Below are 23,429 nucleotides of genomic sequence, written 5' to 3' on the forward strand. Positions count from 1 at the left end.
GTTCATTACTCCTGTCTGCTATTAAATAAGTTACATTGCTTTATTTAAGGATTCATTTTTATAGAGCGAAGCAGATTACCGTTGTTATCGTATTCATATCGTAGAATTTGTTTGCCACCTTTTTCGATATATTCTAATCGCCCGGCTGCATCGTAAATATATTTCAAACTACTATAAGGGCGTATTGTTATACCTTTAGTAGGCTCTGATCGCTCTCCTGCAGTATTTCTTGAGCTTACCGTAATTGTGTATCCTGACACTTTATCGATGTTTAATTCTTTAGTGAATGTTGTATTATTCTCGGTATCTATAAAAAAATCATCGACAAATATATCATATCCACTGATAAGCTCGGCGTTCTGTGGAGCATCCCATTTAACCCTAATCTTGTGCTCATCAATTCTTTCTAACCTAAAGTTCTGTGGTGGTAACGGAATTTCTTTTGCTGAGAATATTTCAATAGGATTAATTAATTGTGGTGTTTTAAGCTCAGAACTATATATTCCTAAACGTAAATTTTTATTGGAACCCCATGAATATAATTCTCCTTGCTTATTAAACGCCATAGCTGTTGACTCTTGAGAATAAATAGATTGGATATTGTCTAATTCTTTAATCTGTGTAATTGCTGCCATTTGATCTTCTGTTCTATTCTTTTCTTTGGCTAACTCTCCAAACGCACTTGCTCCCCATCCCCAAACAGTACCTTCTTCTTTCAAGGCCAGTGTGGATAATCCAGTTAAGGCAAGCTGTTTAACATGGCCTATATCATCTACTTTGTTAGGTAATAGAAAATTTTTATTGTGGCCAAGAGCCCCAGTAAAACCCGCTCCCCATGTCCATACCGATCCATCAGAAGTTATAACTGCTGTATGATACATCCCCTGATAAATTTTTGAAATTTGATTCACACCCTTTACTTGTACGGGGCTATATCTTGTACTTTGAGTCCCATCTCCCAACTGACCAAACCCATTACTTCCCCATGAAAACAATTTATCATCGTCCCGTAAAGCTAGCGAATTATCTCCATTTGCCGCAATTTTTTTAATTAGTATGAGGTTATCATTCTTAAGGGGAGTAGGTGTCTCATCCAATTCTGCGGGAAGACCAAGCTGTCCACTGACGTTACTCCCCCACACCCACACTGATCCATCGGATTTCAAAGCCATACTATGTTCATTTCCAGCAGCAATTTCAACCACATTCTTTAAACCTGGTATTTTTACAGGTACCGTTCGATTTGCATAAGTGCTCATTCCCAACTGTCCAGTAGCATTGTCTCCCCAGCTCCACACCTCACCATTTTGATCCAGTGCCAAACTGAACTCTTTACCAGCCACCACTGAGTTAATATTGGATAAAGTAGGAATCAACGTAGGCCCATACGCGTCAGACGTATTTCCCAATCCCAACTGTCCCTTGGTACTTTTCCCCCACGCCCACACTTTTCCTTTATGATCCACTAATAGAACATGTGTTCCACCTATTGATACATTCGTTGGAAGTCTCTCGAAATCTGCTTCAGCAGAAATATAATGGCTAGAACACATTGAAAAAAACAGTAAAAAAAATAAAAACAGCTTGACCATGAAAATCTTTGTGTTAAATGCTTTCTTCATTTTCGTACTCCATTCTGTAACTGTGATAATAAATGCCGCTCGGAGGCATATAAACCTTCCACTTACATAAAATTCTTTTTCATTTACTGACAGCCCCTTGTTTTAAGCATTATTAAAAGTGAGAATGAAAACTATTATCATTTAAATAACAAAAAAAAGATATAGCATTTTTTGTCGAAATTTGTCTTTTTATATCGAAATAAGAAATGAGATCATATATTCAAATTTTTTCACTTAAAATAAAACCTTTTTTATTCAATCTAAAATGCATTTTTTCAAAATTCTCACAAAACAAAAGCCTTCCCGACCACCCTTCACTGTCGAAGGATCATCGAGAAGACTTTGTACCCCGCAAGGAACGAGAGGTCAGATTTTTAATTCGCCAAGCCTGATTAATTCTACGACCGCCTGTGAACGACCTTTTACGTTCAATTTTTGCATCACATTGGAAATATGGTTTCGGACCGTTTTTTCGCTAATAAATAGCTGTCCGGCGATGTCACGTGTTGTTTTGTCCTGCACGAGCAGTTCAAATACTTCACGTTCACGGTGAGTTAACAAAAACTTGTTTTTGTGGTCGTTACCCTTCGTCAATTTCACCCCTCCTTGCTCGGGTTTTGTGTGGTGTAACAAGGTTAAGGGATACAGTCAACACATTTTATGTCATGTGCTCGGGTATGGTTCAATATGCGGATAAAAATGGGCATAGGCACCTTACTTGCTGCTTTAATGATGGGTTGGACTTTGTGTCTAAATTATGTATTGACAGGCATATGGGCCAGCCTTATGATAAGAAAAACCGCGACTGATAATCATTATCAAAATAAAAATTCGATATAGATATCGCGCAACAGACTATGGTTCAGGGCCAGTTTGGCCAGAAAGGGTGTTCATTGATTATGAAACTACGTTATGCCGTACCGGCCGGAGTGCTGGTCTCTTCTATTCTGTTCGCAGGTTGCGGACAAACCGGAACTGCTACTCAGCAGCCTGCCGCAACGACCAAAGATGCAGGAGCCACAACACAGACAACGACTCCTGCCGCTTCTGCCCCCAATTTTGATCAAGCGGTAGCCGCTTACCGAACCTATGCTATCGAGCAATGCGATACGTTTGTGAAGAAGACAGAAGAATTCACGAACGCGGTCAAAGCTGGCGAACTGGATAAAGCCAAGGCGCTGTATGCCCCTGCACGTATGTACTATGAACGGATTGAACCGATTGCAGAAGCGCTGGGTGATCTTGACCCGAATATTGATGCACGTGACGGTGATGTGGATGCAGCGGATTGGCGCGGCTTTCACCGTATTGAAAAAACATTATGGGAAGAAAACACAACCAAAGGAATGGACGAGTTTTCCGACCGACTGCTGAGTGATGCCAAGCTGCTGCGTGCCAAAGTAGAAACAGTTAATATTGACGCCAGCCTGATGGTAACGGGTGCAGTCGAGTTGTTGAATGAAGTATCTACCTCGAAGGTGACGGGTGAAGAGGAGCGATATTCTCATACGGATTTGTACGATTTTGCTGCCAATGTAGAAGGCGCGCAAAAGATATATGACATTTTGAAAACAGATCTGAACCAAAAAGATGCGGCATTGGAAAAACAAATCGGTGAGCGCTTTGCGGCCTTACAGCAGGAGTTGGCTCCTTTTAAAGACGGAGAAGGCTATGTATCGTATACAAAACTGAAACCGGAAGAAGTTAAAAAGCTGAGCCAAAACCTCGATGCCTTGGCAGAACCGTTGTCCCAAATGGGGAAATTGTTAGGAGTGTAATGATATGAAAGGCTTTAAGCGGCAAAAAGGGCAAGAAAAGCCGCAGTATGCGGAATCCCATAATGAACAGGCTGATCTGGTAAAAAAGGATGCGAAGCTAGTGGAAGATGAGTCGTCAGGAAAAAGCAAATCCGTATCACGCCGAGACCTATTGAAGCTGGCCGGGGTAGGTGGACTAGGCCTCCTGCTTGGCGGCGGGGGCGTGGGAGCCGTGCTGTCAGCCGGTCAACGCCTCGAAAGCATGATGACGGATGCGGATACCAAAGATGTAATCCCTTTTTACGGTAAGCATCAGGCAGGTATTGTGACTCCGGCGCAGGATTTCATCTGCTTCGCCGCTTTCGATCTAACAACCAGTGACAAGGAACAGGTGCGTAGCCTCTTCAAAGCCTGGACGGAAGCAAGTGCTACAATGACTTCTGGCGTGCTGCTTGGCAACGATAATGAAAATCTCAACCTCCCTCCTTCCGATACAGGCGAGGCGGCAGGATTGTCGCCATCCCGCACGACGATCACCTTTGGCGTGGGCCCATCCTTTTTTGATGGACGATACGGCCTGGCAGGGCTTAAACCTGCCGAGTTCCGTGAGCTGCCCCATTTTCAAGGGGATGCCCTGGAGGAGCAATGGTGCGGCGGCGATATCGGAGTGCAGGTATGTGCCAATGACTTGCAGGTAGCTTTCCATGCCCTGCGTAATTTGGCGCGTATTGCCAGAGGAACGGCGGTGCTTCGCTGGACGCAGGAAGGCTTCCAGCGAACAGCACAGGCCGATCCTGCGGGAAGCACACCACGCAATTTGCTGGGCTTCAAGGACGGTACGGGGAACCCGGACACCTCCAAGGCAGACGAGATGAATCGGCTGGTGTGGACACAGACCAGTGACGGACCAGCATGGATGGACGACGGCAGCTATATGGCTGTACGCCGTGTACGCATGCGGGTAGAGGTGTGGGATCGCTCAACATTGGGCGACCAGGAGGATACTTTTGGACGCCATCGCAGCAGCGGGGCCCCACTCGGTAAGGTCAAGGAGTTCGACAAGCTTGATCTGGCGGCCAAAAATCCGGAAGGCAAGCCAGTTACGCCTCCCACCTCTCATGTGGCTTTGGCTCATGGGGACGGGAGCATTAATATTTTGCGGAGGTCTTATTCGTATTCAAGCGGATTGGACAAGCAAACAGGGCAGCTGGATGCCGGGCTGCTGTTCATCAGCTACCAGCGTGATCTGTTCAAGCAGTTCGTTCATATTCAGGAGAAGCTTGCACGCAATGACAAGCTGAACGAATACATTGTACACAAAGGCAGTGCGGTGTTCGCCTGCTTCCCGGGTGTATCGCAAGGCGGCTACATCGGGGATACGTTATTTTAGCAGCAGGCAAGGAAGGGGATTTATATGAATCGGCGCAATAAAAGCTTGGGATGGGTGTTTGTGCTGGTGACAGCTCTGCTGCTGACCGTCACTCCGTTCATGTCCGGCTCCGGGTCGGTCGCTTTTGCACAAACGGATGCCAAAGCTGTCACCAATGATCAGCTGATGCCTGTGGTGGGCGGAGCGCTGGTGGAGGCGGGACAAGCTCAATGGACGGAAGCCTCCAAGGATCTGAAAGAATTCCGCACGCTGTGGGAGGCCGCCAAAACGAATGGCGGAGATTCAGCTCACATCGCGGCTGTAGATCAAGCACTCACCGATGCGGAGCAGACACTAGCCAGTGGCGGCGGGGAACCAGCGAAAGCTGCCTTATCCGTGCTGGCGCGCTCGGTCAATGAGTACGTCACTGCTGCCGAAGGGGACAAACCAGCCCCGGCTGGAGCCAAAGCAGCGGAAAAACTACTTCCCATGGCGAAGGGCAGTCTGGCCGCCATGCAAAAAGGCGATTGGGCTGCTGCCCGGGTGGATTACGATCGAATCGTCAAAGCCTGGTATCAGGTAGAAACACCGATTCGTTTGGACAATTTTCCGGTATACAGTTCGCTCGAAACTAAAATCAGTCTCATTCGCATCTCCATGCAAGCTGAGCCTATTCGCCAAGAACAGGCTCTTAAGGAAATGCAGGAATTAACGACTCTGCTGTCTGATTATAGTCAGGGCAAGTCTGTGAACACAGGCCAAGGAACAGATGCAGGCAATACGGCTACGGGAACGGCAAATGGTTCGGCAGCTTCTCTGACCGATGCAGTCACCTTGCTCGAATCCGCACGCCAAGATGCTGTAGCTAATCAATCAGAGCAAGCGGCTGATAAGGTAGTGCAGTTTATCGCTCTGTGGCCTTCCGTCGAAGGACATGTACAAATTTCCGATCCGACGTCTTACACTGCGATTGAAAATGAAATGACCGAAACTTCCGGATATCTGCTGTCTTCTCCACCGAATACGGACAAAGCCATTCGGACTCTTGATCAGATGCTGGACAGGCTCCGTCCGTTGACGGAAGAACGTTCTTACACTGCGTGGGATGCCGCGCTGATTTTGCTGCGTGAGGGCCTGGAGGCTATCCTCGTGCTCGCAGCTCTGCTGGCGTATGCCAAAAAAAGCGGCGAAGCCGTGGCTGGACGTTGGATATGGGCAGGAGCCGGAACGGGGCTGGTGCTGAGCGGAATTCTGGCAGTGCTGTTCACCACACTGGTGGCAGCTGCCGCATCAGGCAGCATGCGTGAGCTGCTGGAGGGTGTCACCGGGCTGGTGGCGGTCGTGCTGATGCTGACCGTGGGTAGCTGGTTGCATAGCAAATCCAATGCTGCCGCATGGAACCGCTTTGTGGAAAACAGCGTAGGCAACGCGTTGGCACGAGGAAGCCTGTGGTCGTTATTTGCGGTTTCTGCGCTCGCAATTCTGCGTGAAGGAGCCGAGACAGCTATCTTTTATGTCGGTATGGCTCCAGCCATCGAAACCTCACAATTGCTGATCGGCATTGGCTCAGCGACAATTATTCTGGTCATTCTGGCGTTTGCGATCATTAAATTCAGTGTACGATTGCCAATTCGCGCCTTTTTCCTGACTGCCACTGTACTGATTTACTATCTCGTATTCCGATTCCTGGGCGAAAGTATTCATTCGCTTCAGGTGGCCGGTAAGCTTCCGGGGCACACTGCCTCCTCGCTTCCGTCCATTAGCTGGCTGGGAATGTATCCAACTTGGGAAACATTTGTCCCACAAATCGCTGTACTGATCTTTATGGTATGGCAGCTTGTGCGTCAGGAAATGCGCAGCTCCAAGCAACAATAAGTCGATGCTACCCTACTGATCATGTAAAAAACGCCAAATCACAGGTTCGATTTATATCGGTTCCCATGAGTTTGGCGTTTTTTTACATACTTACTGCACATCCTCAGGCAACGGAATCATGCGCTGATGATGCAGCAGGTCTGTGCGGTCACCGTGTTCACGAATGACATGCACCTCCCCACGAAAATCGAGCAGCTCCGTCGGGGTAGCATGTCCTAAAAATTGTAGTGGGCTATAGCTTAATCCATAGGCACCTGCATTCGGAAAGGCAATATAATCGCCCTCGTGAATCGGAGGAAGCTGCGCTTTTTTCACAATACAATCCTCGGGTGTACAAAGCGGACCGACAATGCTTACCGTCTCAAGCTCCATGGATGCCTCTTCCAGAGGCCCTCCTATTCGGTTTGCAACCTCTTCTAATGATTGTTCGACAGCCACAGCCGTTTGAGCAGAAGCGTCTCTTTGCCCCATCCATAGGGTTGCTTCCACTTCTCGTTCTTTGGGCTCTTTCAATTCTCCCGCTTGCCTGCGCATAATTCGCACCGGGTAGTTGTCCCTAATTCGGCGTCCTCGAAAAGTAGCTGCGGCGTAGTGATTCATGCCACCATCAGCCACGACAAACTTCTCCCCCTTGGATTCCTTTGTATACAATGCTCGGCAGACATACATGCCCGATTGAGCGACCAGATACCTGCCGCTTTCGATGATTAGCTTAACCCCGGGCATGCGGGTTCGGGTCTGCTCCGCGAGTGCGTTCAGTCCGTCAATGACGTGATCCATATCGAGCGGTTGCTCATGAGCAAAATAAGGTACACCAAACCCGCCGCCCAAATTGACCGTATGCATTGCCACACCATACTGAGCCTGTACCCGTTCTGCCAACTGTAGCGTATTCGCAAATGAAGCTAAAATCTGATCCGATTTCAACATTTGCGTACCTGTATATACCTGAATACCTTGAAAATTGACGTGCGGGCAATCTTCCAGCACCTTAAAAAAGTGATCCAGCTGCCCTTCATCCACTCCAAAGGGGCGCGGAACACCGCCCATTTTAATCGTTGCTCCAGACAAGTCGTTATCGGGATTGATGCGAACCGCTGCCCTGACAAGCTGGCCCGCTTGGGCAGCAATGTCCTCCAACAGACGCAGCTCCCTCACCGATTCGACATGAATACAGCCGATTCCACAGGCTACCGCCTCGCTCAGCTCGGCTACTGTTTTTCCCGGTCCGGCGTACAGCACGTCTTCCGCAGCGTACCCGGCCTCCATAGCGACGAACATTTCTCCAGCCGAAGCAATCTCAACACCACAACCTAACGAGCGCAGCAGCCCAGCCAAGGCTACGTTACCATTAGCCTTGAGCGCATAATGTACACGCACGGCCGGGTGCAATCGGGATAGTAACGAGCTGACATGGGCATGCAGCGCATCCCCGTCATAATAGTAAAATGGCGTCGGATGCTCGCCGAAACGCTCCAGTAGGGCTTCGTCCTTTTTATCCATCTACTGAATTCCCCTCCTCTCTTTGCCTTGATACTCAGTATTTTGCATCATTCGCTCCCCACCGCTCGAAAACACAATCATACTCATACTGCATAGATCGTCTCGCCCGAGCGTGCTGCTTCATGAATGGCTGCCAGCAGTCTGACGCGTTCAGCAGCCTCGCGAAATGGAATGGGCTCCGCTTCTCCCCGGATGATGCTGCAAAAGGTATTCAACTGATTGACATAATAGTTCATAGGCTCGAAAACCGTTTTGGTATGCGAAGATGTCTGTGATAACACAGGCAGTGAGTCCGCATCCGTTATATTCGGCATGATATCCTTCTTTATTTCCGTCTTGAGTGTCATTTTATAAAAACCTAAATTTGCCCGAAAGCAGTCCTTTAAAGTGACTACTGCCGAATCAAAGGTCAGTACATGAGCACAGTGATAAGGGCGCTCAAATGAAAAGAGGGCAGATGCCTTCAATCCGCTCGGATAACGGGCTTGCGCACGAAATGTCCAGTCACAACCATGAGGACCATCAAAATCCGATTGACTGTGGAATTCAGCCTGCTCCAATCCAACGACGGCTTGAAGCAGCTGTAGCCAGTACACGCCCAGATCCCAAAAGCATCCCCCACCCTGCTCAGGACGAGATCTGTAATTGTCCGCATGTCCTTCTTTTGCCGGAATGCATAGACTCGTCTCTATGGAGCATAAGCGACCATAACGCCCCGATTCTACGATCCTCCGCAGCTCATGCTGCCAAGGATGGTGCTGCACCATGACTCCCTCCAGCAGGTAAGCGCTGCTCTGCTCGACTGTGGCTGCCAAGGGAGCCAGATCAGCCGTATTCAGACATAACGGTTTTTCCACCAGCACATGCTTATGAGCCCGTAGTGCTTTGCCAATCCACTCGGCATGCAAGTCGTTGCTGAGCGCAATATATACAGCGTCGATCTCCGGGTCCTTTAGCATATCCTCAGCATGCCGATAAATGACACTGACGCCAAAACGATCTGCCATTTCTCCTGCCTTGGCAACCGTGCGGTTCGCAAGCGCGGTCACGCGTGCCCCTGCTACATGTCGGATCGGTTCCAGCAAGGCACGCGGAGCAATAGCAGAACAGCCAATGATCCCAAAGCGAATATCTCGCATCGCAGGTTCTTGCGCAGCCGCGGCAGCGTTCATGACCCCTGCTCCATTCCCAGTGAGCTTGCTGACATTTGGATGCTATTCACATAGCACTCTATATAACGCGGCGTCCGACTGCGCAGCTCTACGATCCTACGATGCATATCCTCCAGTATCTGAGCACTACCGTCATAGGTTTGTATCCACGTATCGTACCGCATACCGAGCCCCAGCCGTTCCCATAGATCCGCATTATGCTTTTCATGCACACCAAATGGCTCCAGCATAATGAGTGGAGTGGCTGTAGCGAACGAATCGGTTAGGCTGCCACCACCTGGCTTGCTGACAATGGCCTGGACACGACATGCTTGGTCCAGCATGCTATGGTAATCCGGTCCAACCTGATACACTGTCTTCTCGCCCTTTTTCACCTCTCCGAAAGGCGGAAATGTATGCTCCCTGGCTTCATTTCGCTGCCATGTCCTCCACTGCGGGTCCATCTGAAAATAGCGTATACTGTCCCGCTGTTCATCCGGTTGATCCTGATCATACAGCAGCAGATCCAGCTCCCAGCCCGCTTCTTCCAACCGTCCAACCTTGTCACGGTAGGTGCCCATGCCCCAGCCGCCGCCATGTACGAATAAGCGGGATTGCCGCTCTTCAAACGGAACATACTCCACAGCCGGGACATCAATATAGTGGCTGACTCTATTGTTATCATTTTCAAAAAAGGTCGTTTCTCCACAGCCATCCGCAAAACGCGGGTTATGCTTGGCTAGATTTTTCCAGGAAGGAGAAAGTGTCGAATCCATATACACAATGTCCACATGCACCGACTCCGGTTCTCTGCGCTTGCGATACTCCTCCAGTACATACATCCAATGACCGGATAAGCATATAAAATACCGCCGATCTTCCTCTATCCATTGGTTCAGCAGTACTTCCATCGCTGCGAGATCCAGTGAATTACGCATATCCTGCGGAACCTTTTGTGACATTAAGGCCACCGCAAAATTGTCATGGTAAGCTTTGCGGCTTTTGTCGACCTTGAGACGGGCCGATTCTGGCAGCACATTTTCAAATACATGAATCGCCGTATCCACGCCCAGCCTGCGAAGACCCGCTTGCAACAACAAGCCAGGGGTATAAAAGCCCAATCCGAAACCGGAACACAAAATCGTTACCTTCATAAGCTTATCCGTATTCTTACGCATGCTCATACGCCTCCCGTTTAATTCAGCACTGTAAAATGATGCTCTGCCAAAAAACGCTCCAGCTTTGTAGTCAATCGCATTTTTTCCTCATCGCTCGCAGCAACCAGTTCCAAATAAAGACGACCCTTGCCTCGTGCCCGTTCGCTTCCAGCGGTTTCTTTTTTACCATTCAAGTCCGGCTTACCCAAGCCGTTCCCTTCTGATCCGCCATCGCTGGCCCCAATCCCGCTTACACGAACCTGCTTAGCAGATGATCTGCCTCCGCGTCCGGTTGCATTTCTGCTTGGCGTGCTTGTGTGGCCCACAATCTTGTTCTCGCCATCTCGTCCACCTGTGTTCACATATAACGTATTGGCACCCAGAGGCATGACGCCTTCTTCACGTTCACCTGTGAACAACAATCCTTCACCTTTCAGCCCTTCCAGTAGTTCTTCATAGGATAGACTGCCATCATGGGACAGCGAATAATTCGTCAGCGTGCCACGCATATTTTTCCCGGCCAGAAAGGTATCGAGCTGATGTTTGATCAAACTCATCGACTTTCTAGCATTAATTTCGATAATTGGCTCCAGCTTCCCACCACGAAGTGTCATGGAATCAATGCAAACATCGCCATAATAACCGTCTTGATACAATTGCCGTCCCACATCCTGCATCAAGCTAAAATAGCCCTCGCGCTCCAGCCGCTCCAAAAATGCCCCGTCCGGCGACAAGGATTCCCGATAGGAGAATTGAGTGTTAGCCAGCCATTGTACAGATAAGATATCGACACTTCCATCATCACCAATCGTAAATTGGCATGAAAAATCCTGCTCTTTCTCCAGAAAAGGCTCCAAAAGGAAAAGCACCTGTTTGCCTTTACGCTCCTGTCCACGCAAATACGATACGATCCGGTCCAGCATTTGTGTCGAGGTAATGTGCAGGTTTCCTTTGCCCGATACGCCAAAATCATCCTTGATTAAAAAGCTTCCATCCCGTAGCAGCTTACGCCCCGCCTCAGCAACATCTGCAAACGAAGTCACAATATAGCCCGGGTTGCGCAGACCAAGACTGCGTTTCAGATCAGAGGAATACGTTTTCGCATTTACCTTGCGAATCGTTTCCAGCGGCGGCTGATGCAGTGTTATTCCCCAAGCACGTGCAGCCTCCTCCACATGCGGTAAACCCGCAAACGGGCTAAGCACACAGCCTTCCAGTTGAGGAAACCCCTCTCCGGCATCGGCCTTGCGACTGCCCAGCAGTTCAAATACTGATGCGGTCGACACATTGCCTGCACGCTCCATGCCATCGGTCAAGTCCCGTTCGTTGACAGCCGGATGAAAGCCCAACTGCGCGATATACTGACGCTGTACGGGCGAAATGGCATAACGGGTCAATAACGCATCTCCCGGCTGGCAAAAGCTGAACAGCAGTTCATCCATGGCTGCTACAATCGCAGAAGAAGCCCGGTCTGGCAGGGCTGGCAGGGAAGCTAACTGGGCATCCCGCCAGTAAACCTCTGCTTCGAACGTTCCCATATACAAATGACGCTGATTCGGTATCGCATTCATATGATTTGCTTCCTTTCCTGCTTCATTATTGGCCTACTACACGGTAGCGCTACTGGCTCGCGCTCGTATAATCACGTAGAGCAAACTGCCATATCAGGCGGATGATCGCCAGCAGCCAGAGAGGTGCGAGAAATGCCCATACCACTAACCCGGTTTCCATTTTGCCGAGAATGAACATGGGCGGAAAATTACAAATGACAAACACCGGAAGCACGAACAAACCGATACGCTGAATCAGATTACTGTACACGGCCATCGGCACATAGTTTGTCTCGAAAATGCTGTTGGACAGCTCCGTAACGCCGTTCGTGCGGATGATCCAGAAGGCTAGCAGTTGAGGGAGCAAAAATACGGAGTATGCCGTAAGCACCCCGCATCCAAGCAGCACAGAGAACCCTCCTACAGTTTCAAAATTAAACGGCAATCCGAGTCGTTGCCAGCCGACCCCTGTCATAATTCCGCCGCCAATTACATTCGGCACGGTATAGCCCAATTCAAATTGACGCAGTGTTACCATAAATTGCAGCGATACGGGTTTAGTCATGAGCACGTCCAGTGAGCCGGTACGAATTTTGTCAGGCAGGCTTGTAAAATTACTGTAGAACAATCCACTATAAAATCCGCTCATCATCGTAAACACGCCGATATATAACAATATGGCGTCAGGAGACCAGCCATTAATATCCGTCCCAGCGCGGTATGGAACCGATGCGTACAGCAGCTTGATGAGCAAATAAGCCGTTTCAACCAGAAATGCAGTTATAAAATTAATGCGGTATTCCATCTGCGACATGACAGAAAACTGGACAAACTTCCAGTACAGTCTGATGTAGCGCCTAACGTTTCGGAAAACATTTTTCATGTTAACCCCCCACCGAGACAAAGCGTTTGACCCCGGCTTGCCACACCCAGCGTGATAGGGCCGCCAGCACTACAATCCAGAGCCATTGCACGCCAATGCCTTTAGCGGCTTCCAGCACAGTCAGCTTGCCCGTCAACGCATTCACCGGAAAAAATACGGTGTAGCTGAACGGTAGCAGACTGAACAGACGGGCCAAAACATCTCCAAAAATCGTCAGCGGAAACACGGTACCGCTAGCTACGTAAATGACAAGCGACAGCGTATAAAATAGTCCCGCCGATTCCGTCACCCAAAAGGCTATGCCGCTCAGCGCATAATAGACCACAAAATTAAGCACAAGCGCTCCCGGCAACGCCAATATGTAAAGCAGGATGTACGATAGCCCGAAGCTGATTTGTCCTTCCAGGCTAAGACATAACAGCAAAATAGCAGCCGCCAGCAGCACGACCGCAGACTGTATGACTTTGCCTCCGATAAACCGGCAAAAACGGTAAGCAAAATAATGCACAGGCTGTACCATGAATTTTGCCAGTCCACCTTCCTTGATATCTGTAGCAATTTCGTATTCAAAGCCCGTAGCAATCAGTTTTCCAGTTACTCCCGCCATGACCACATACACCAGCATTTCTGGCAGAGAATAGCCCAGCACTCTTGCTTGTCCCGAAGAACCGAATACAGCTAGCCAGAGAAAAATTTGCGTCATGATCGGCAACATAAATCCCGCCATTTGGAGCCAATAATTAGCCCGATACTCCATTTCGTTTTGCATACCAAGCTGGAGTACCTTCACATATTTGTTATTTCGCATCGGCCAGCCTGCCCCCATCGTACAAATTGGCTATCCCCTCTTCCAGCGGGACGTCCTCAATCGTAAAATCAACGACAGGCAGTGCGTCCAAAATCTTTTTGGACCAAGCCAAGGTATCTTCTGCATCCAGCTCAAATACCGCCTCCAGCTCCGAGTTGGAGCGAAGTTTGCCGAGGCTCGCCAACGTTAGGCTGGATATGGGAGTCTCCAGTCGAACCTTGAGTAATTTACGGGCACCGATGACCTCATTCACCTTGTGTAAGTCTCCGTCATAGACCAATCTGCCCCCGCTGATAATGATGGATCTACTGCACAAATCCTCAATATCCTTCATGTAATGGCTTGTCAGCAGGATGGTCGTCCGGTGCGTGCGGTTATAGGCTTTGAAAAACTCTCGAATCCGCCGCTGAGAAACAAGGTCCAGTCCGATGGTCGGCTCATCCAGCAAAATGACCCGTGGACGATGCAGCAGCGCGGCGATCAGTTCCATTTTCATACGCTCGCCGAGAGACAGCCGCCGAACCTGCACATGAAGCTGCTCCTCCACCCCAAGCAGGGTGACCAGTTCTTCTAGTGCCTCTTTATAACGGTTTTCATCGATTTCATAGATAAGCTTGTTCAGCTCGAATGACTCGCTTGCAGGCAAATCCCACCAGAGCTGGTTTTTCTGTCCCATTACAATGGAAAACTGACGTTTAAACTCTTTTTGTCGTTTCCACGGGGTAAAGCCAAGTACCGATGCCTCCCCGTCCGTGGGATGGAGAATGCCAGACAGCATTTTGAGCGTCGTTGTTTTGCCCGCCCCGTTTGGACCGAGAAATCCGACAATTTCGCCTTCCTCAATGCTAAAGCTGACATTTTGCACAGCCTCTTTGGTCAGCTGCTCACGCCTGAACAAGTTTTGTAACGATTTGCGCACGCCCGGCTCCTTTTTGTAGTACGTAAATGTTTTCGACAATTGCTTTAATGTAATGGACGGCAATCAATTCCCCTCCTCTTTCCTCTGTGCAGGACACCTGATGAACGTTTCTTATACGGCCGAATGCTTGGACTACTCGGCTGCTTTCTCTGCTAAAATCATCAGTTCCTCCAGCATATGCCGCTGTCTTTCAATTAAATGCAAAGCTCGTTCCGTAATTTCAGGCATCCGATGCTTGCGCAATTGAAGCCCTGTTTTGTAAATATGCAGATTAAGCTTGTGCCAATCCGCGTACAGCGCCTGTGCCAATTCAATTACATGCTGTGTTTGTGGTCCCAGCGTGGCTTGATGCAGCAGGCAATAATCAGCTGTATAATCCGTCAAATGAAGAGCACTGCCCAATCGCAGATTGTAATAGATTTCATGACAGTACGTCCGAAAATCCTGATCCTCCATGTCTGCCAACAGACGGAAGTCACCGACAAATGCCCGGTACCCCTCATCTCCCCGCTTGACCTGCTTGCCTGTCACAGCTTTCCCCGTTTGACTTTCCGACTCATTAGACGTAGGTACGCCTCTCCAGATGGCTTCGTGTCCAGTCAAATACTGTCGAATATGATGAGCACACGCAGCATGCATCTCACTTGGCGAAAGCGGGGCAGGCTGCTCCACCAGCCATGCATACTCAATAATGCCCTGCATCAGATCGTCGAGCCGGGCTGAGCCCACATAAGTCATGGCATGTCCCGAGGAATCGAGCAGGAAGCTGTCATTCACCTGTGCTGTCCGTTCTTGCAAGTCCAACCCGCATAACTCAATCACGTGGCCCCTTGGGTAATTTTTCACATATACATCGTGATAGGTTAAAGCGGTGCTCGACGTATGCAGCATGGTACCGTAGCCCGATGTGAGTACCTGCAACAGGTTGGTTTCATCGCTGACACCAGCGACCCACGGTTCCACCCGAATAACAGGTCCACCACTGGCTGCCATTTCTTGAAGCTGCTCCGGATATTTCTCAGGTCCGAAGCGCTTCAAATCTCCACCGTACTCTGCGCACATACTTCCACACAGCATGAATAGCTCGGATTCGGCCATGTTCACCCCGTACCTCCGCAATGAGGTACGCAGGGAAGAATATACACAATGTTTCCCTGGAAGAGCGTTTGCGACTTCTTCTGCACCATAGTCCACAACGGAATCATGACGAGTCTCCATATCGGATCCCTGCATCAACCTTGTCTTTTCAGCGCCCTTATGCATATTTGCCCAGCAGACGCTCGATGCCTTGCAGTGTAGATAGATGCTCCAGCACTAGATCGTCGTCCTCCATCGTAATATCAAGCTCATTTTCCAACTCTACAATTAATTCCACAGCGGATAAGGAATTCAGCCCCAAGGTTCGCAGATCCTGATCCGGAGTCAACTGTTCCAGCTCTCCCGAATCCAGCTTCAAAATCTTTTCCAGCAAGGGTACTACATGGTATACATCTGTTGTTTTCATTCTTGATTCCCTCCAATTTATGAGCATCCTAATCCAGCAATAATACCTTCCAATTTGTGCGCATAAGCATCAGCTTCCTGCCAGCTGTCTGCCAAAATAAGTGTGAAAATCCGGTTCACATAGCCCCGCTTCACAGGAATACCAGACAATGTACCCGCCGTATACACAAACACCCCTTCTGGACGTTCGGGCGTATAGAGCAAGCCCTCCTCCGCGAGCAACCCGCACAAGCGGCTGTAGGTGAGAGGTGTAGCGGTAACGTTGCGGTAATAACGGGATAATGTTTTATGCTGTTCTCCCAGGACGGATGACAGGAACGAAATATAGGTAGACAACGTAAATCTACCATTTATCTCAATGACTGGAACCAGCAAACCTTCTTCGTCAACAAAACCGTCAATAGAGGCCATTCCCGTATACCCAATGGAATAGAGATGCGTACCCAGCTGATAAGCGCAGCGTCTCACTTCTTCCTCCAGCGCATCGCCAATCTCAGCCGGCACTTGAGATCCGATATATACGGTGCCATCCACGTTTTGCCTTTTTAGCGAAAACATCGTCACACCACCGCCCTCGTCAATGCAGAGCTGGTAGTTCAGATCCATCTGCTTATTGTGCCAGCGCTCCACCAGCCAACCGCCGGAAGATGGCGACGAGCCGCCAAAACGCTTCATCACACTCAGCAGTGTGTCCAGCTTGGACAGCTCGTCCAGCATATACATGCCTTGTCCTGAGGCACCGTGCGGTTGCTTGATAATCAGCTTCACAGGTCCATCCGATAAGTCAGCCAGTCTGGCACACTCCCTGCGGATCGCCGATTCGTCTGCACATACAGCGCCTTCGCTGACGGCAAAACCAAGCTTTTGCGCGGTCAGGCGGCTGAATATTTTATCATTCACCTGAGCACTGACCGCGGATGGAGCACCGATCAGCTCTAGCCCGCAAAGCTCCGCAATCGCTTCCTCCTGCGGTGTGACCGCATAGGGGACGAGCCACGCTTTGGCTCCGCCGCTGCTGTGGCCTGCATCTGCAACCGTGCGCAGTCGTGCCAAAAGCGCCTCATCCGCCAGCACCAGCTCTGAAATCGGCGTTAGCGGATCAGAAGGCTCCGGCACCTCAATACGCGGCAGGCTAAAGCCCAACCGTTGGAGCATGTCCAGAAACGCCTCATCCGGCTGTTCCCGAAGTACAATGACATCCTGACTTCGACATAGCAGGAGATTCATTTCCTCCATCCGGTTTACGACTTGCTGTTCATCCCGGTCTACCATGCCCCCCTTGCGGGGGGATGGATGCCACACTTGCTCTGCGCCGATATTAAACAGCCAAATCAGGACTCCATGATCCCGTTCATGCGCAAGCGCTTCCACAAGGTTAATAGTTTTAGTCGTCACGTCTTGTCATCATCCCTCTCTCTTCCATCCAGTAACAAACAACATCCATAGAAAACTAAATGTATTTCAGAGAGCCTGCCCCGTGCAGATACAATACGCTGCATTTGGAGCACACCGGAGTCAATCCTTCATGATTAATCTTTTGACGAGTTTTCTCATACGCATCTGAGTTCCATATCTCCTTCAGACTGTGCTCACGCATGCTTCCAATCGTGAACTCACTGAAAAATTTGCAAGGCATGACCTTCCCGTCTGGTAAAATATCTGTTCTGGAGGTGAGCGCCAAACAATGATTGGAACAACGGCTAACCATTTCCTCGCCATGTATAAATTTATCAATTTCCTCATAATCCAAACCGGGCTGATAGCGCACGCGAATGTTCCATACTCGCTCATTGATCCGCTGTAGTTCCTGCATCAGAGGATCGATGTTATCCGGGTTGATTTTATATTTGAAAGCATGCCAGCTACTAATATTTTTTTCTTCAAGTTGTCGGAGCCAGGAGAAATTATGTGTGAAATATTCATCCATTTTGAGGGAGGTCTCTTTGGAAATGTACCAGGGGAACGTCAGCAGCACCAGATCCAGCCTTTTGTCCTCCAGCATTTGCAGAAATTCGTACATCCGTCCGATCATGTTATCGTTAATGACCGCATGGACAGTTACCCGTCCCTTGTACAATCCCTGGTCGCGCAGTTCAATCAGCTTATCCATCTGCCGCATTGTTTTTTGAAAGGTGCCTTTACCGCGAATTAGATCGTGTTCTCTTTCAAAACCTTCAATCGCTATTAATAACTCCAGATTTTCGGACAAATCCAAAATCCGGTCCAAATATTTATCAATAAGTAATCCATTTGTACAAAAGGTCATTTCGCGCCGATCTTCCGCCAGCACGTCCAAAATTTCATCAAAACGCCGGTGAAACATCGGTTCGCCGCCCCACATGTACAGTCTGGACTTGGCTTCCTTGGTTTCGCTCAAAATCTGCCGGAGCATGTCCGGAGCAAGATCCATGTTTTGTTCTTCTTTATCCATTTGGTGATGGTAGCCTTCCTCGTTCCATTCAAAACAGTGTGTACATCTCAGGTTGCAGCGGTTGGTCAGCTTAATGCCGATCGTCTGGGGCATGTCCGTTTTGAAAGTAGGGTCCTGTGTGGCGTTACGGTAAGATACAGAAGCGTTTTTCAGGTTACGCTTGATGAGCTTGAACGCTTTCTCATCAATCAGCACATTGCTTTTGGGCTGCATGCTAACACCTCGTTTAATGGATTTTCAGGCACATGTACCAAGCTGTACGTCAGACCGTCTCCATTCCCTCCAGGTGCGGCGCTTGTTCCGCATCGCTGATCCCCTGAATGTAGCTGCAAAACGCATCTACCGAGCTCAAATGCTCTAGCTCAAAGGAATCAAAATCAATCTCCACATCAAACGCATCCTCCACTTGCAGCATGAAATGAACCAACTGCAACGAATCCAGTCCGGCATCATGAATAATGTCCGAATGTCCATCCAGCTTAGCGACCAGTTCAGGATCTTCCTTAACCGCGCTGATCATTTCAATCACTTGGCTTTGCATAGCAAACTCCTCCTTGTGAATGAGATTCTGTTCGTTCCACCCAACGATGCCCTCTGCAAAGAAAGCTCCTAGAAAAATTCCTTCACTGGAACTTTATTCAATTATACTCCTCCAATGAAGAGACAAGTCAATAGGTTGTTTTGTAAGTAAAACTCGCAATATGTAAATTAATGTATGATAACTTCTACAATTTTCGCCGCCTATTTTTTCGCAAAATCTAATAAAAATTCTCCTCACATCTCTTGCATGAGCGGCAGAATTATTTTACAATACACATGAAAATATTTTTCCTTATATTCTTCTTGTATACGATACTTTTTTTTACACAAACATTCTACAGCCAAAGGAGCACAGCTCATGTCCCCCATTCTTCATACATTAGCCCATAGACTGGAGCAGCTTCCCGTACAGGAGCGCAAGCTGGCGGAATCCATCCTGCAATCCCCGGAAGATGTGCTGCATTTGGGTATTCGGGAGCTGTCAGAGCGTTGTGGTGTGAGCGCGGCGACCGTTACGCGGTTTTGCAAATCACTACATTTTAAAGGCTATCCCGATTTCAAAATGAAGCTGGCCGCCGAGTTGTCCCACTCCAACCGTAATGGTGAAGAATCCTATCAGGATATTGTCGCCGGAAATTCACTTTCCCGAATCGTGCAGGCTATTCAGGCGAACCATACCGCATCCATTGCGGACACGACCCGACTGCTGGATTACGACAAGCTGGAGCAGGCCATTGCATGGCTGTCAGCCACGAGCCGCATTGATCTCTATGGGATGGCGACATCGTCGATTGTGGCACAGGATTTTTACCAGAAGCTCATCCGTATTGGCAAGAACAGCACTGCCTTTGCAGATTCGCATATGCAGATTACCTCTGCCTCCTCGCTCGGAGCGGGAGATGTCGCCTTCGCCGTCTCTTATTCAGGGGAAACCCAGGAGACCATTGCGGCTCTACGTTGTGCAAAGGAACAGGGGGCCAAGACATTATCCCTGACCTCCTTCGGAAACAATACGCTGGCAGGCCTTGCGGATATTGCGCTATTTTCCTCCTCATTGGAGGAAGGAATGCGACGTGGGGATATGGCCTCCCGCATCGCCCAGCTTCATATCATAGATATTCTGTTTACAGGTATGGTGAGCGCAGATTTTGACAAATATATTCCGAGGTTGGAAGGTTCGTATCAACAAGTGAGCAAGCTCAAAAAACAACCAGGGGGTCACTAAGATGAACATACGCATTTTGAACAGCCGTGAGGACCTGAACGCTACTGCCGCCGCTGTGATCGCCAGCTTGCTGCTATCCAAACCACAGGCCATGCTTGGCCTGGCCACCGGTAGTACGCCGATTGGCATTTACCAACATCTTGCAGATATGTACCGCAAGGGACAGGTCAGTTTTGCACGAGCCTATTCCGTGAATCTTGATGAGTATGTTGGTCTTCCCCCAGAACATCCGCAGAGCTATCGAAGCTTTATGAATGAGCACTTGTTCCAGCATATCGATATTCCGATATCCCATACACGTGTCCCTGACGGGAATGCACTGGATCTGGCAGCAGAATGTGCAGCGCACGAGCAGGCCATTTTGGACCATGGACCCGTGGATCTGCAATTGCTTGGCATTGGTCATAATGGTCATATCGGCTTTAACGAACCTGGTCACCGCTTGACTGGAGCCACACATGTTGTAGATTTGAAAGAAAGTACGCGCTCGGCGAATGCTCGATTTTTTGGCGATATAGATGCTGTACCCAGGCAAGCAGTTACGATGGGAGTAGGCACGATTCTTAAAGCGAAGCAAATTATACTGGTGGCTTTTGGTGCGGATAAGGCCGACATTATAAAGCAGGCTTTAACTGGACCTGTCACGACTGAGTGTCCGGCTTCTCTGCTGCAATGTCACCCCAACGTACTTATTTTACTGGATCAGAAAGCGGGAGGAGGGTTCAATTGAAGTCAAATGAAATGAGTGGTAACGTACCCCAGCTACTGTATGGGCAAGTTGTCGTTGGAAATGACATCATTGAAAAAGGGGTTGTCGTCATTGAGGGGCAATCCATTGTATACGCTGGTTCAGAAGAGCATTTACCCGCCGATTGGACAGCGGTAGTCTTGGCAAATCAGGAAGAAACCGCAGCGAAAACCGCAAACATTGTGCGTTTGGAAGGAGGATATCTGCTACCAGGCTTTATTGATATTCATGTTCACGGCGGTAACGGTGAGGACTTTATGGACTCCAGTTCAAGGGTGCTGGATACGATCACCTCCTTTCACGGTTCACAAGGAACGACGGCTATGCTGGCTACCACCATGACCGCGCCCAAGGAACAGATTGACCGGGTATTGAGTGAAGTTCACGCATACATGGCACTACCTATGCCCTATGCTCAGTTGGAGGGCGTACATCTGGAAGGGCCGTTCATCAGTCCGAACTGGCCTGGAGCGCAAAACCCAGAACATATCGTGCCACCGAATCTCTCATGGGTGGCAGAATGGGAGCAGCGCTATCCAGGCCTTGTTCGCCAGCTCACGCTTGCGCCCGAACGGGAAGGAGCGCTGGAACTGATTGCATGGCTGCGTAGCCATGGCATTACCGCGGCTCTCGGTCATACGGATGCTACGTATGAAGAGGTTGAACAGGCAGCGACGGCGGGTCTGAATCATGCGGTGCATGCATTTAATGCTATGACTCCGCTGCATCATCGCAAGCCGGGAGCCGCCGGAGCCGTACTCGCTGATCCGCGCATTGAAGCAGAAATCATCGCGGACGGCATTCATGTCCATCCCGCCGCTATTTCCCTGCTCGCTAAGTTAAAGCAGGATCATAATCTCATTCTCATCACAGATGCCATGTCTGCTACTGGTCTGGAAGACGGTCATTATACGCTCGGCGATTTGCCGGTGATCGTGCAGGGCGGTGTAGCGCGACTGGAGGATGGGGTCACTTTGGCAGGAAGCACATTAACGATGATTGAAGGCTTCCGCTATTTGGTTCAACATGTGGGTATAAGTATTCCCGCGGCATCACAAATGGCCAGCCTGAATCCGGCTCGATCCTTGTACATTGCTGATCGTACAGGTTCGCTTGAAGCAGGTAAACAAGCAGACATCCTGTTACTGGATGGAGACTTAAGGCTGCAAGGCGTATGGATTAAAGGATTGCGCAAATAATTCAGTTATAGTTATCATTCCCCAAAACTAAAGAGCTATCCACCAGCGTATTCGCTGAGATGGATAGCTCTTTCTTTGGCATTGCACACACTTATAGGGTTTGAATTAGCGATGATTCATTGGCGCGGGCGTATGATTTTGTGGGCGTGTGGGTGCTGTATTTTCCATTGGACGGTTTGTACCAGCCGCCGGAGTCGGGAATACACGTTCAATCACATCCACCATTTCATTGCTCAAGCCTCTAATCGGATGACCATTTTGCACACTGTGTGTAAAGTCAGTGGCTTGTTTAACAAAGTCCGGGTTAGCGGATACATACACCTGTTCAATCGAAGGCGCAAATTGCTTCACTTTATTAGCGATACGGCTCTTGACTGCATCACTTGGTTCATATGCAGTTCTTGCTCCCTCGATGGTGGTGTTTCCGGTATTTGCGCGATTGTTGTCCGTCAAGCCACGCAACATACCGTACGAGCCTGTACCCATCGTACCGAATAAACCGTCATCACGACGCGCAGGTGTTCCATTCCCGGTTACTCCATTGTCTGTCATTCCAGGCGTTGTAGTATCCGTAGTACGGTTTCCTCTAGTACCATTAACGCCATTCACACTTGGTACATTCCCGTTACGTCCAATACTATTTGCACTTGGAGTACCGTCAACACTTGGAGCACCAACACCTGTTCCGTTGGCTTGGTCTTTCAAGGAAACGGCTACATAGGCATGCCGTTCACCGACCAGCACTGTCGCAGACTTTACATCCGGCATCTCGGATATACGTTTGGACAAATTGCGATCGACTTGCAGATTACGGACTGGATGTCCGGTTCGGTTGGCATTTTCATTCAATGCCATCCCGTCCATACCATTGGACTTAACCCCATAACGATTGACACCATCCATACCATAACGGTTCACACCATCCATATGATGTGTGCTTTGCGCGTTATAGCGTGTACTGTTCGTACGAACGTTATGATCGGCATTTCCGCACCCGGTCAAAGCAGCCATACTGGCGAGTAAAGCAGCAGAAATCGTAAAACTGATGACCTTCTTAGTTCCTGGCATGAACTCATCCTCCATACATTATAAAATGTGTGACGAGATTATCATGCGCTATGAATCATAGGGATATCCTGACTAAAAAATGACTAAAAAAATAAAATTTTAATGTAAATATGAAATACAA

At 49.1% G+C, this 23,429-nt stretch carries 21 protein-coding genes; 6 read left to right on the forward strand and 15 right to left on the reverse strand.

Annotation, left to right across the window (positions count from 1 at the left end; translation table 11 throughout):
- Positions 1-44: 44 nt before the first annotated feature.
- Together BM358_RS17410 and BM358_RS17415 are read right to left on the reverse strand one after the other, a co-directional pair.
- On the reverse strand, positions 45-1,622 hold the full coding sequence (locus tag BM358_RS17410) for an RCC1 domain-containing protein (protein ID WP_028541513.1): 1,578 nt from the start codon (positions 1,620-1,622) through the stop codon (positions 45-47).
- Between the two features lie 366 nt (positions 1,623-1,988).
- Positions 1,989-2,216, reverse strand: a complete 228-nt coding sequence (locus BM358_RS17415; RefSeq protein WP_007431813.1) for a helix-turn-helix domain-containing protein — start codon at positions 2,214-2,216, stop codon at positions 1,989-1,991.
- Positions 2,217-2,521: 305 nt separating this feature from the next.
- Between BM358_RS17415 and efeO the strand changes: the two genes are divergently transcribed.
- Genes efeO through BM358_RS17430 form a run of 3 tightly spaced genes read left to right on the forward strand, consistent with a single transcriptional unit; the run spans position 2,522 to position 6,623 of the window.
- Positions 2,522-3,400, forward strand: a complete 879-nt coding sequence (gene efeO, locus BM358_RS17420) for an iron uptake system protein EfeO (RefSeq protein WP_028541511.1) — start codon at positions 2,522-2,524, stop codon at positions 3,398-3,400.
- A 4-nt stretch (positions 3,401-3,404) separates the two neighbouring features.
- Positions 3,405-4,769, forward strand: a complete 1,365-nt coding sequence (efeB, locus tag BM358_RS17425; protein WP_028541510.1) for an iron uptake transporter deferrochelatase/peroxidase subunit — start codon at positions 3,405-3,407, stop codon at positions 4,767-4,769.
- Between the two features lie 24 nt (positions 4,770-4,793).
- Entirely contained in the window at positions 4,794-6,623 is a 1,830-nt protein-coding gene (locus BM358_RS17430) for an FTR1 family iron permease (RefSeq protein ID WP_028541509.1), read from the forward strand.
- Positions 6,624-6,713: 90 nt separating this feature from the next.
- Here BM358_RS17430 and BM358_RS17435 read toward each other — a convergent pair whose 3' ends face one another.
- From BM358_RS17435 to BM358_RS17490, 12 genes are all read right to left on the reverse strand, one after another.
- Positions 6,714-8,126: a type III PLP-dependent enzyme domain-containing protein gene (locus BM358_RS17435; protein WP_028541508.1), complete on the reverse strand. Its 1,413-nt coding sequence runs from the start codon at positions 8,124-8,126 to the stop codon at positions 6,714-6,716.
- Positions 8,127-8,209: 83 nt separating this feature from the next.
- Positions 8,210-9,298, reverse strand: coding sequence for a Gfo/Idh/MocA family protein (locus tag BM358_RS17440; RefSeq protein WP_028541507.1), 1,089 nt, complete (start codon positions 9,296-9,298; stop codon positions 8,210-8,212).
- Positions 9,295-10,455 (reverse strand): hypothetical protein, encoded by a 1,161-nt coding sequence (locus tag BM358_RS17445; RefSeq protein ID WP_028541506.1) that lies wholly within the window; start codon positions 10,453-10,455, stop codon positions 9,295-9,297. The genes BM358_RS17440 and BM358_RS17445 overlap by 4 nt, the downstream gene beginning before the upstream one ends.
- A gap of 17 nt (positions 10,456-10,472) precedes the next feature.
- The gene (locus BM358_RS17450; protein WP_028541505.1) at positions 10,473-12,005 is read right to left on the reverse strand and encodes a hypothetical protein; all 1,533 of its coding nucleotides are present in this window, start codon (positions 12,003-12,005) and stop codon (positions 10,473-10,475) included.
- 49 nt (positions 12,006-12,054) lie between these two features.
- The gene (locus BM358_RS17455) at positions 12,055-12,867 is read right to left on the reverse strand and encodes an ABC transporter permease (protein ID WP_023990058.1); all 813 of its coding nucleotides are present in this window, start codon (positions 12,865-12,867) and stop codon (positions 12,055-12,057) included.
- 1 nt (position 12,868) lies between these two features.
- The gene (locus tag BM358_RS17460; protein ID WP_028541504.1) at positions 12,869-13,675 is read right to left on the reverse strand and encodes an ABC transporter permease; all 807 of its coding nucleotides are present in this window, start codon (positions 13,673-13,675) and stop codon (positions 12,869-12,871) included.
- Positions 13,665-14,657, reverse strand: a complete 993-nt coding sequence (locus BM358_RS17465; protein WP_028541503.1) for an ABC transporter ATP-binding protein — start codon at positions 14,655-14,657, stop codon at positions 13,665-13,667. Before BM358_RS17465 ends, BM358_RS17460 begins: the two co-directional genes overlap by 11 nt.
- 69 nt (positions 14,658-14,726) lie before the next feature.
- Positions 14,727-15,812, reverse strand: coding sequence for a hypothetical protein (locus BM358_RS17470; RefSeq protein ID WP_023990060.1), 1,086 nt, complete (start codon positions 15,810-15,812; stop codon positions 14,727-14,729).
- A 37-nt stretch (positions 15,813-15,849) separates the two neighbouring features.
- Positions 15,850-16,098, reverse strand: coding sequence for an acyl carrier protein (locus BM358_RS17475; RefSeq protein ID WP_025719468.1), 249 nt, complete (start codon positions 16,096-16,098; stop codon positions 15,850-15,852).
- 17 nt (positions 16,099-16,115) lie between these two features.
- A complete protein-coding gene (locus BM358_RS17480; protein ID WP_023990062.1) occupies positions 16,116-17,492 on the reverse strand; it encodes a preATP grasp domain-containing protein in 1,377 nt (458 codons plus the stop codon).
- A gap of 55 nt (positions 17,493-17,547) precedes the next feature.
- Positions 17,548-18,741, reverse strand: coding sequence for a radical SAM/SPASM domain-containing protein (locus BM358_RS17485; protein ID WP_023990063.1), 1,194 nt, complete (start codon positions 18,739-18,741; stop codon positions 17,548-17,550).
- 49 nt (positions 18,742-18,790) lie between these two features.
- Positions 18,791-19,069, reverse strand: a complete 279-nt coding sequence (locus BM358_RS17490; RefSeq protein WP_013311713.1) for an acyl carrier protein — start codon at positions 19,067-19,069, stop codon at positions 18,791-18,793.
- Between the two features lie 357 nt (positions 19,070-19,426).
- On the opposite strand from BM358_RS17490, the gene BM358_RS17495 reads away from it, so the two are divergent.
- Genes BM358_RS17495 through nagA form a run of 3 tightly spaced genes read left to right on the forward strand, consistent with a single transcriptional unit; the run spans position 19,427 to position 22,240 of the window.
- The gene (locus tag BM358_RS17495; protein ID WP_023990065.1) at positions 19,427-20,293 is read left to right on the forward strand and encodes a MurR/RpiR family transcriptional regulator; all 867 of its coding nucleotides are present in this window, start codon (positions 19,427-19,429) and stop codon (positions 20,291-20,293) included.
- A 1-nt stretch (position 20,294) separates the two neighbouring features.
- Complete coding sequence (gene nagB, locus BM358_RS17500) at positions 20,295-21,023, forward strand: glucosamine-6-phosphate deaminase (RefSeq protein ID WP_028541501.1); 729 nt, start codon at positions 20,295-20,297, stop codon at positions 21,021-21,023.
- Entirely contained in the window at positions 21,020-22,240 is a 1,221-nt protein-coding gene (gene nagA / locus BM358_RS17505) for an N-acetylglucosamine-6-phosphate deacetylase (protein ID WP_028541500.1), read from the forward strand. The genes nagB and nagA overlap by 4 nt, the downstream gene beginning before the upstream one ends.
- A 105-nt stretch (positions 22,241-22,345) precedes the next feature.
- On the opposite strand, the gene BM358_RS17510 is transcribed toward nagA, so the two are convergent.
- Positions 22,346-23,308: a YhcN/YlaJ family sporulation lipoprotein gene (locus tag BM358_RS17510; protein ID WP_028541499.1), complete on the reverse strand. Its 963-nt coding sequence runs from the start codon at positions 23,306-23,308 to the stop codon at positions 22,346-22,348.
- Positions 23,309-23,429 lie beyond the last annotated feature (121 nt).

This window comes from Paenibacillus sp. cl130 (genome assembly GCF_900116035.1).
GTDB classification, from domain to species: Bacteria; Bacillota; Bacilli; order Paenibacillales; family Paenibacillaceae; genus Paenibacillus; species Paenibacillus polymyxa_B.

Excerpts from the sequence above, each read along its gene's own strand:
- BM358_RS17410 (WP_028541513.1), bottom strand. The coding sequence starts at position 1,622 with ATGAAGAAAGCATTTAACACAAAGATTTTCATGGTCAAGCTGTTTTTA.
- BM358_RS17440 (WP_028541507.1), bottom strand. The coding sequence starts at position 9,298 with ATGAACGCTGCCGCGGCTGCGCAAGAACCTGCGATGCGAGATATTCGC.
- efeO (WP_028541511.1), top strand. The coding sequence starts at position 2,522 with ATGAAACTACGTTATGCCGTACCGGCCGGAGTGCTGGTCTCTTCTATT.
- BM358_RS17475 (WP_025719468.1), bottom strand. The coding sequence starts at position 16,098 with ATGAAAACAACAGATGTATACCATGTAGTACCCTTGCTGGAAAAGATT.
- BM358_RS17430 (WP_028541509.1), top strand. The coding sequence starts at position 4,794 with ATGAATCGGCGCAATAAAAGCTTGGGATGGGTGTTTGTGCTGGTGACA.
- BM358_RS17470 (WP_023990060.1), bottom strand. The coding sequence starts at position 15,812 with ATGGAGACTCGTCATGATTCCGTTGTGGACTATGGTGCAGAAGAAGTC.
- efeB (WP_028541510.1), top strand. The coding sequence starts at position 3,405 with ATGAAAGGCTTTAAGCGGCAAAAAGGGCAAGAAAAGCCGCAGTATGCG.
- BM358_RS17495 (WP_023990065.1), top strand. The coding sequence starts at position 19,427 with ATGTCCCCCATTCTTCATACATTAGCCCATAGACTGGAGCAGCTTCCC.
- BM358_RS17445 (WP_028541506.1), bottom strand. The coding sequence starts at position 10,455 with ATGCGTAAGAATACGGATAAGCTTATGAAGGTAACGATTTTGTGTTCC.
- BM358_RS17460 (WP_028541504.1), bottom strand. The coding sequence starts at position 13,675 with ATGCGAAATAACAAATATGTGAAGGTACTCCAGCTTGGTATGCAAAAC.
- BM358_RS17450 (WP_028541505.1), bottom strand. The coding sequence starts at position 12,005 with ATGAATGCGATACCGAATCAGCGTCATTTGTATATGGGAACGTTCGAA.
- BM358_RS17485 (WP_023990063.1), bottom strand. The coding sequence starts at position 18,741 with ATGCAGCCCAAAAGCAATGTGCTGATTGATGAGAAAGCGTTCAAGCTC.
- BM358_RS17510 (WP_028541499.1), bottom strand. The coding sequence starts at position 23,308 with ATGCCAGGAACTAAGAAGGTCATCAGTTTTACGATTTCTGCTGCTTTA.
- nagB (WP_028541501.1), top strand. The coding sequence starts at position 20,295 with ATGAACATACGCATTTTGAACAGCCGTGAGGACCTGAACGCTACTGCC.
- BM358_RS17435 (WP_028541508.1), bottom strand. The coding sequence starts at position 8,126 with ATGGATAAAAAGGACGAAGCCCTACTGGAGCGTTTCGGCGAGCATCCG.
- BM358_RS17455 (WP_023990058.1), bottom strand. The coding sequence starts at position 12,867 with ATGAAAAATGTTTTCCGAAACGTTAGGCGCTACATCAGACTGTACTGG.
- BM358_RS17490 (WP_013311713.1), bottom strand. The coding sequence starts at position 19,069 with ATGCAAAGCCAAGTGATTGAAATGATCAGCGCGGTTAAGGAAGATCCT.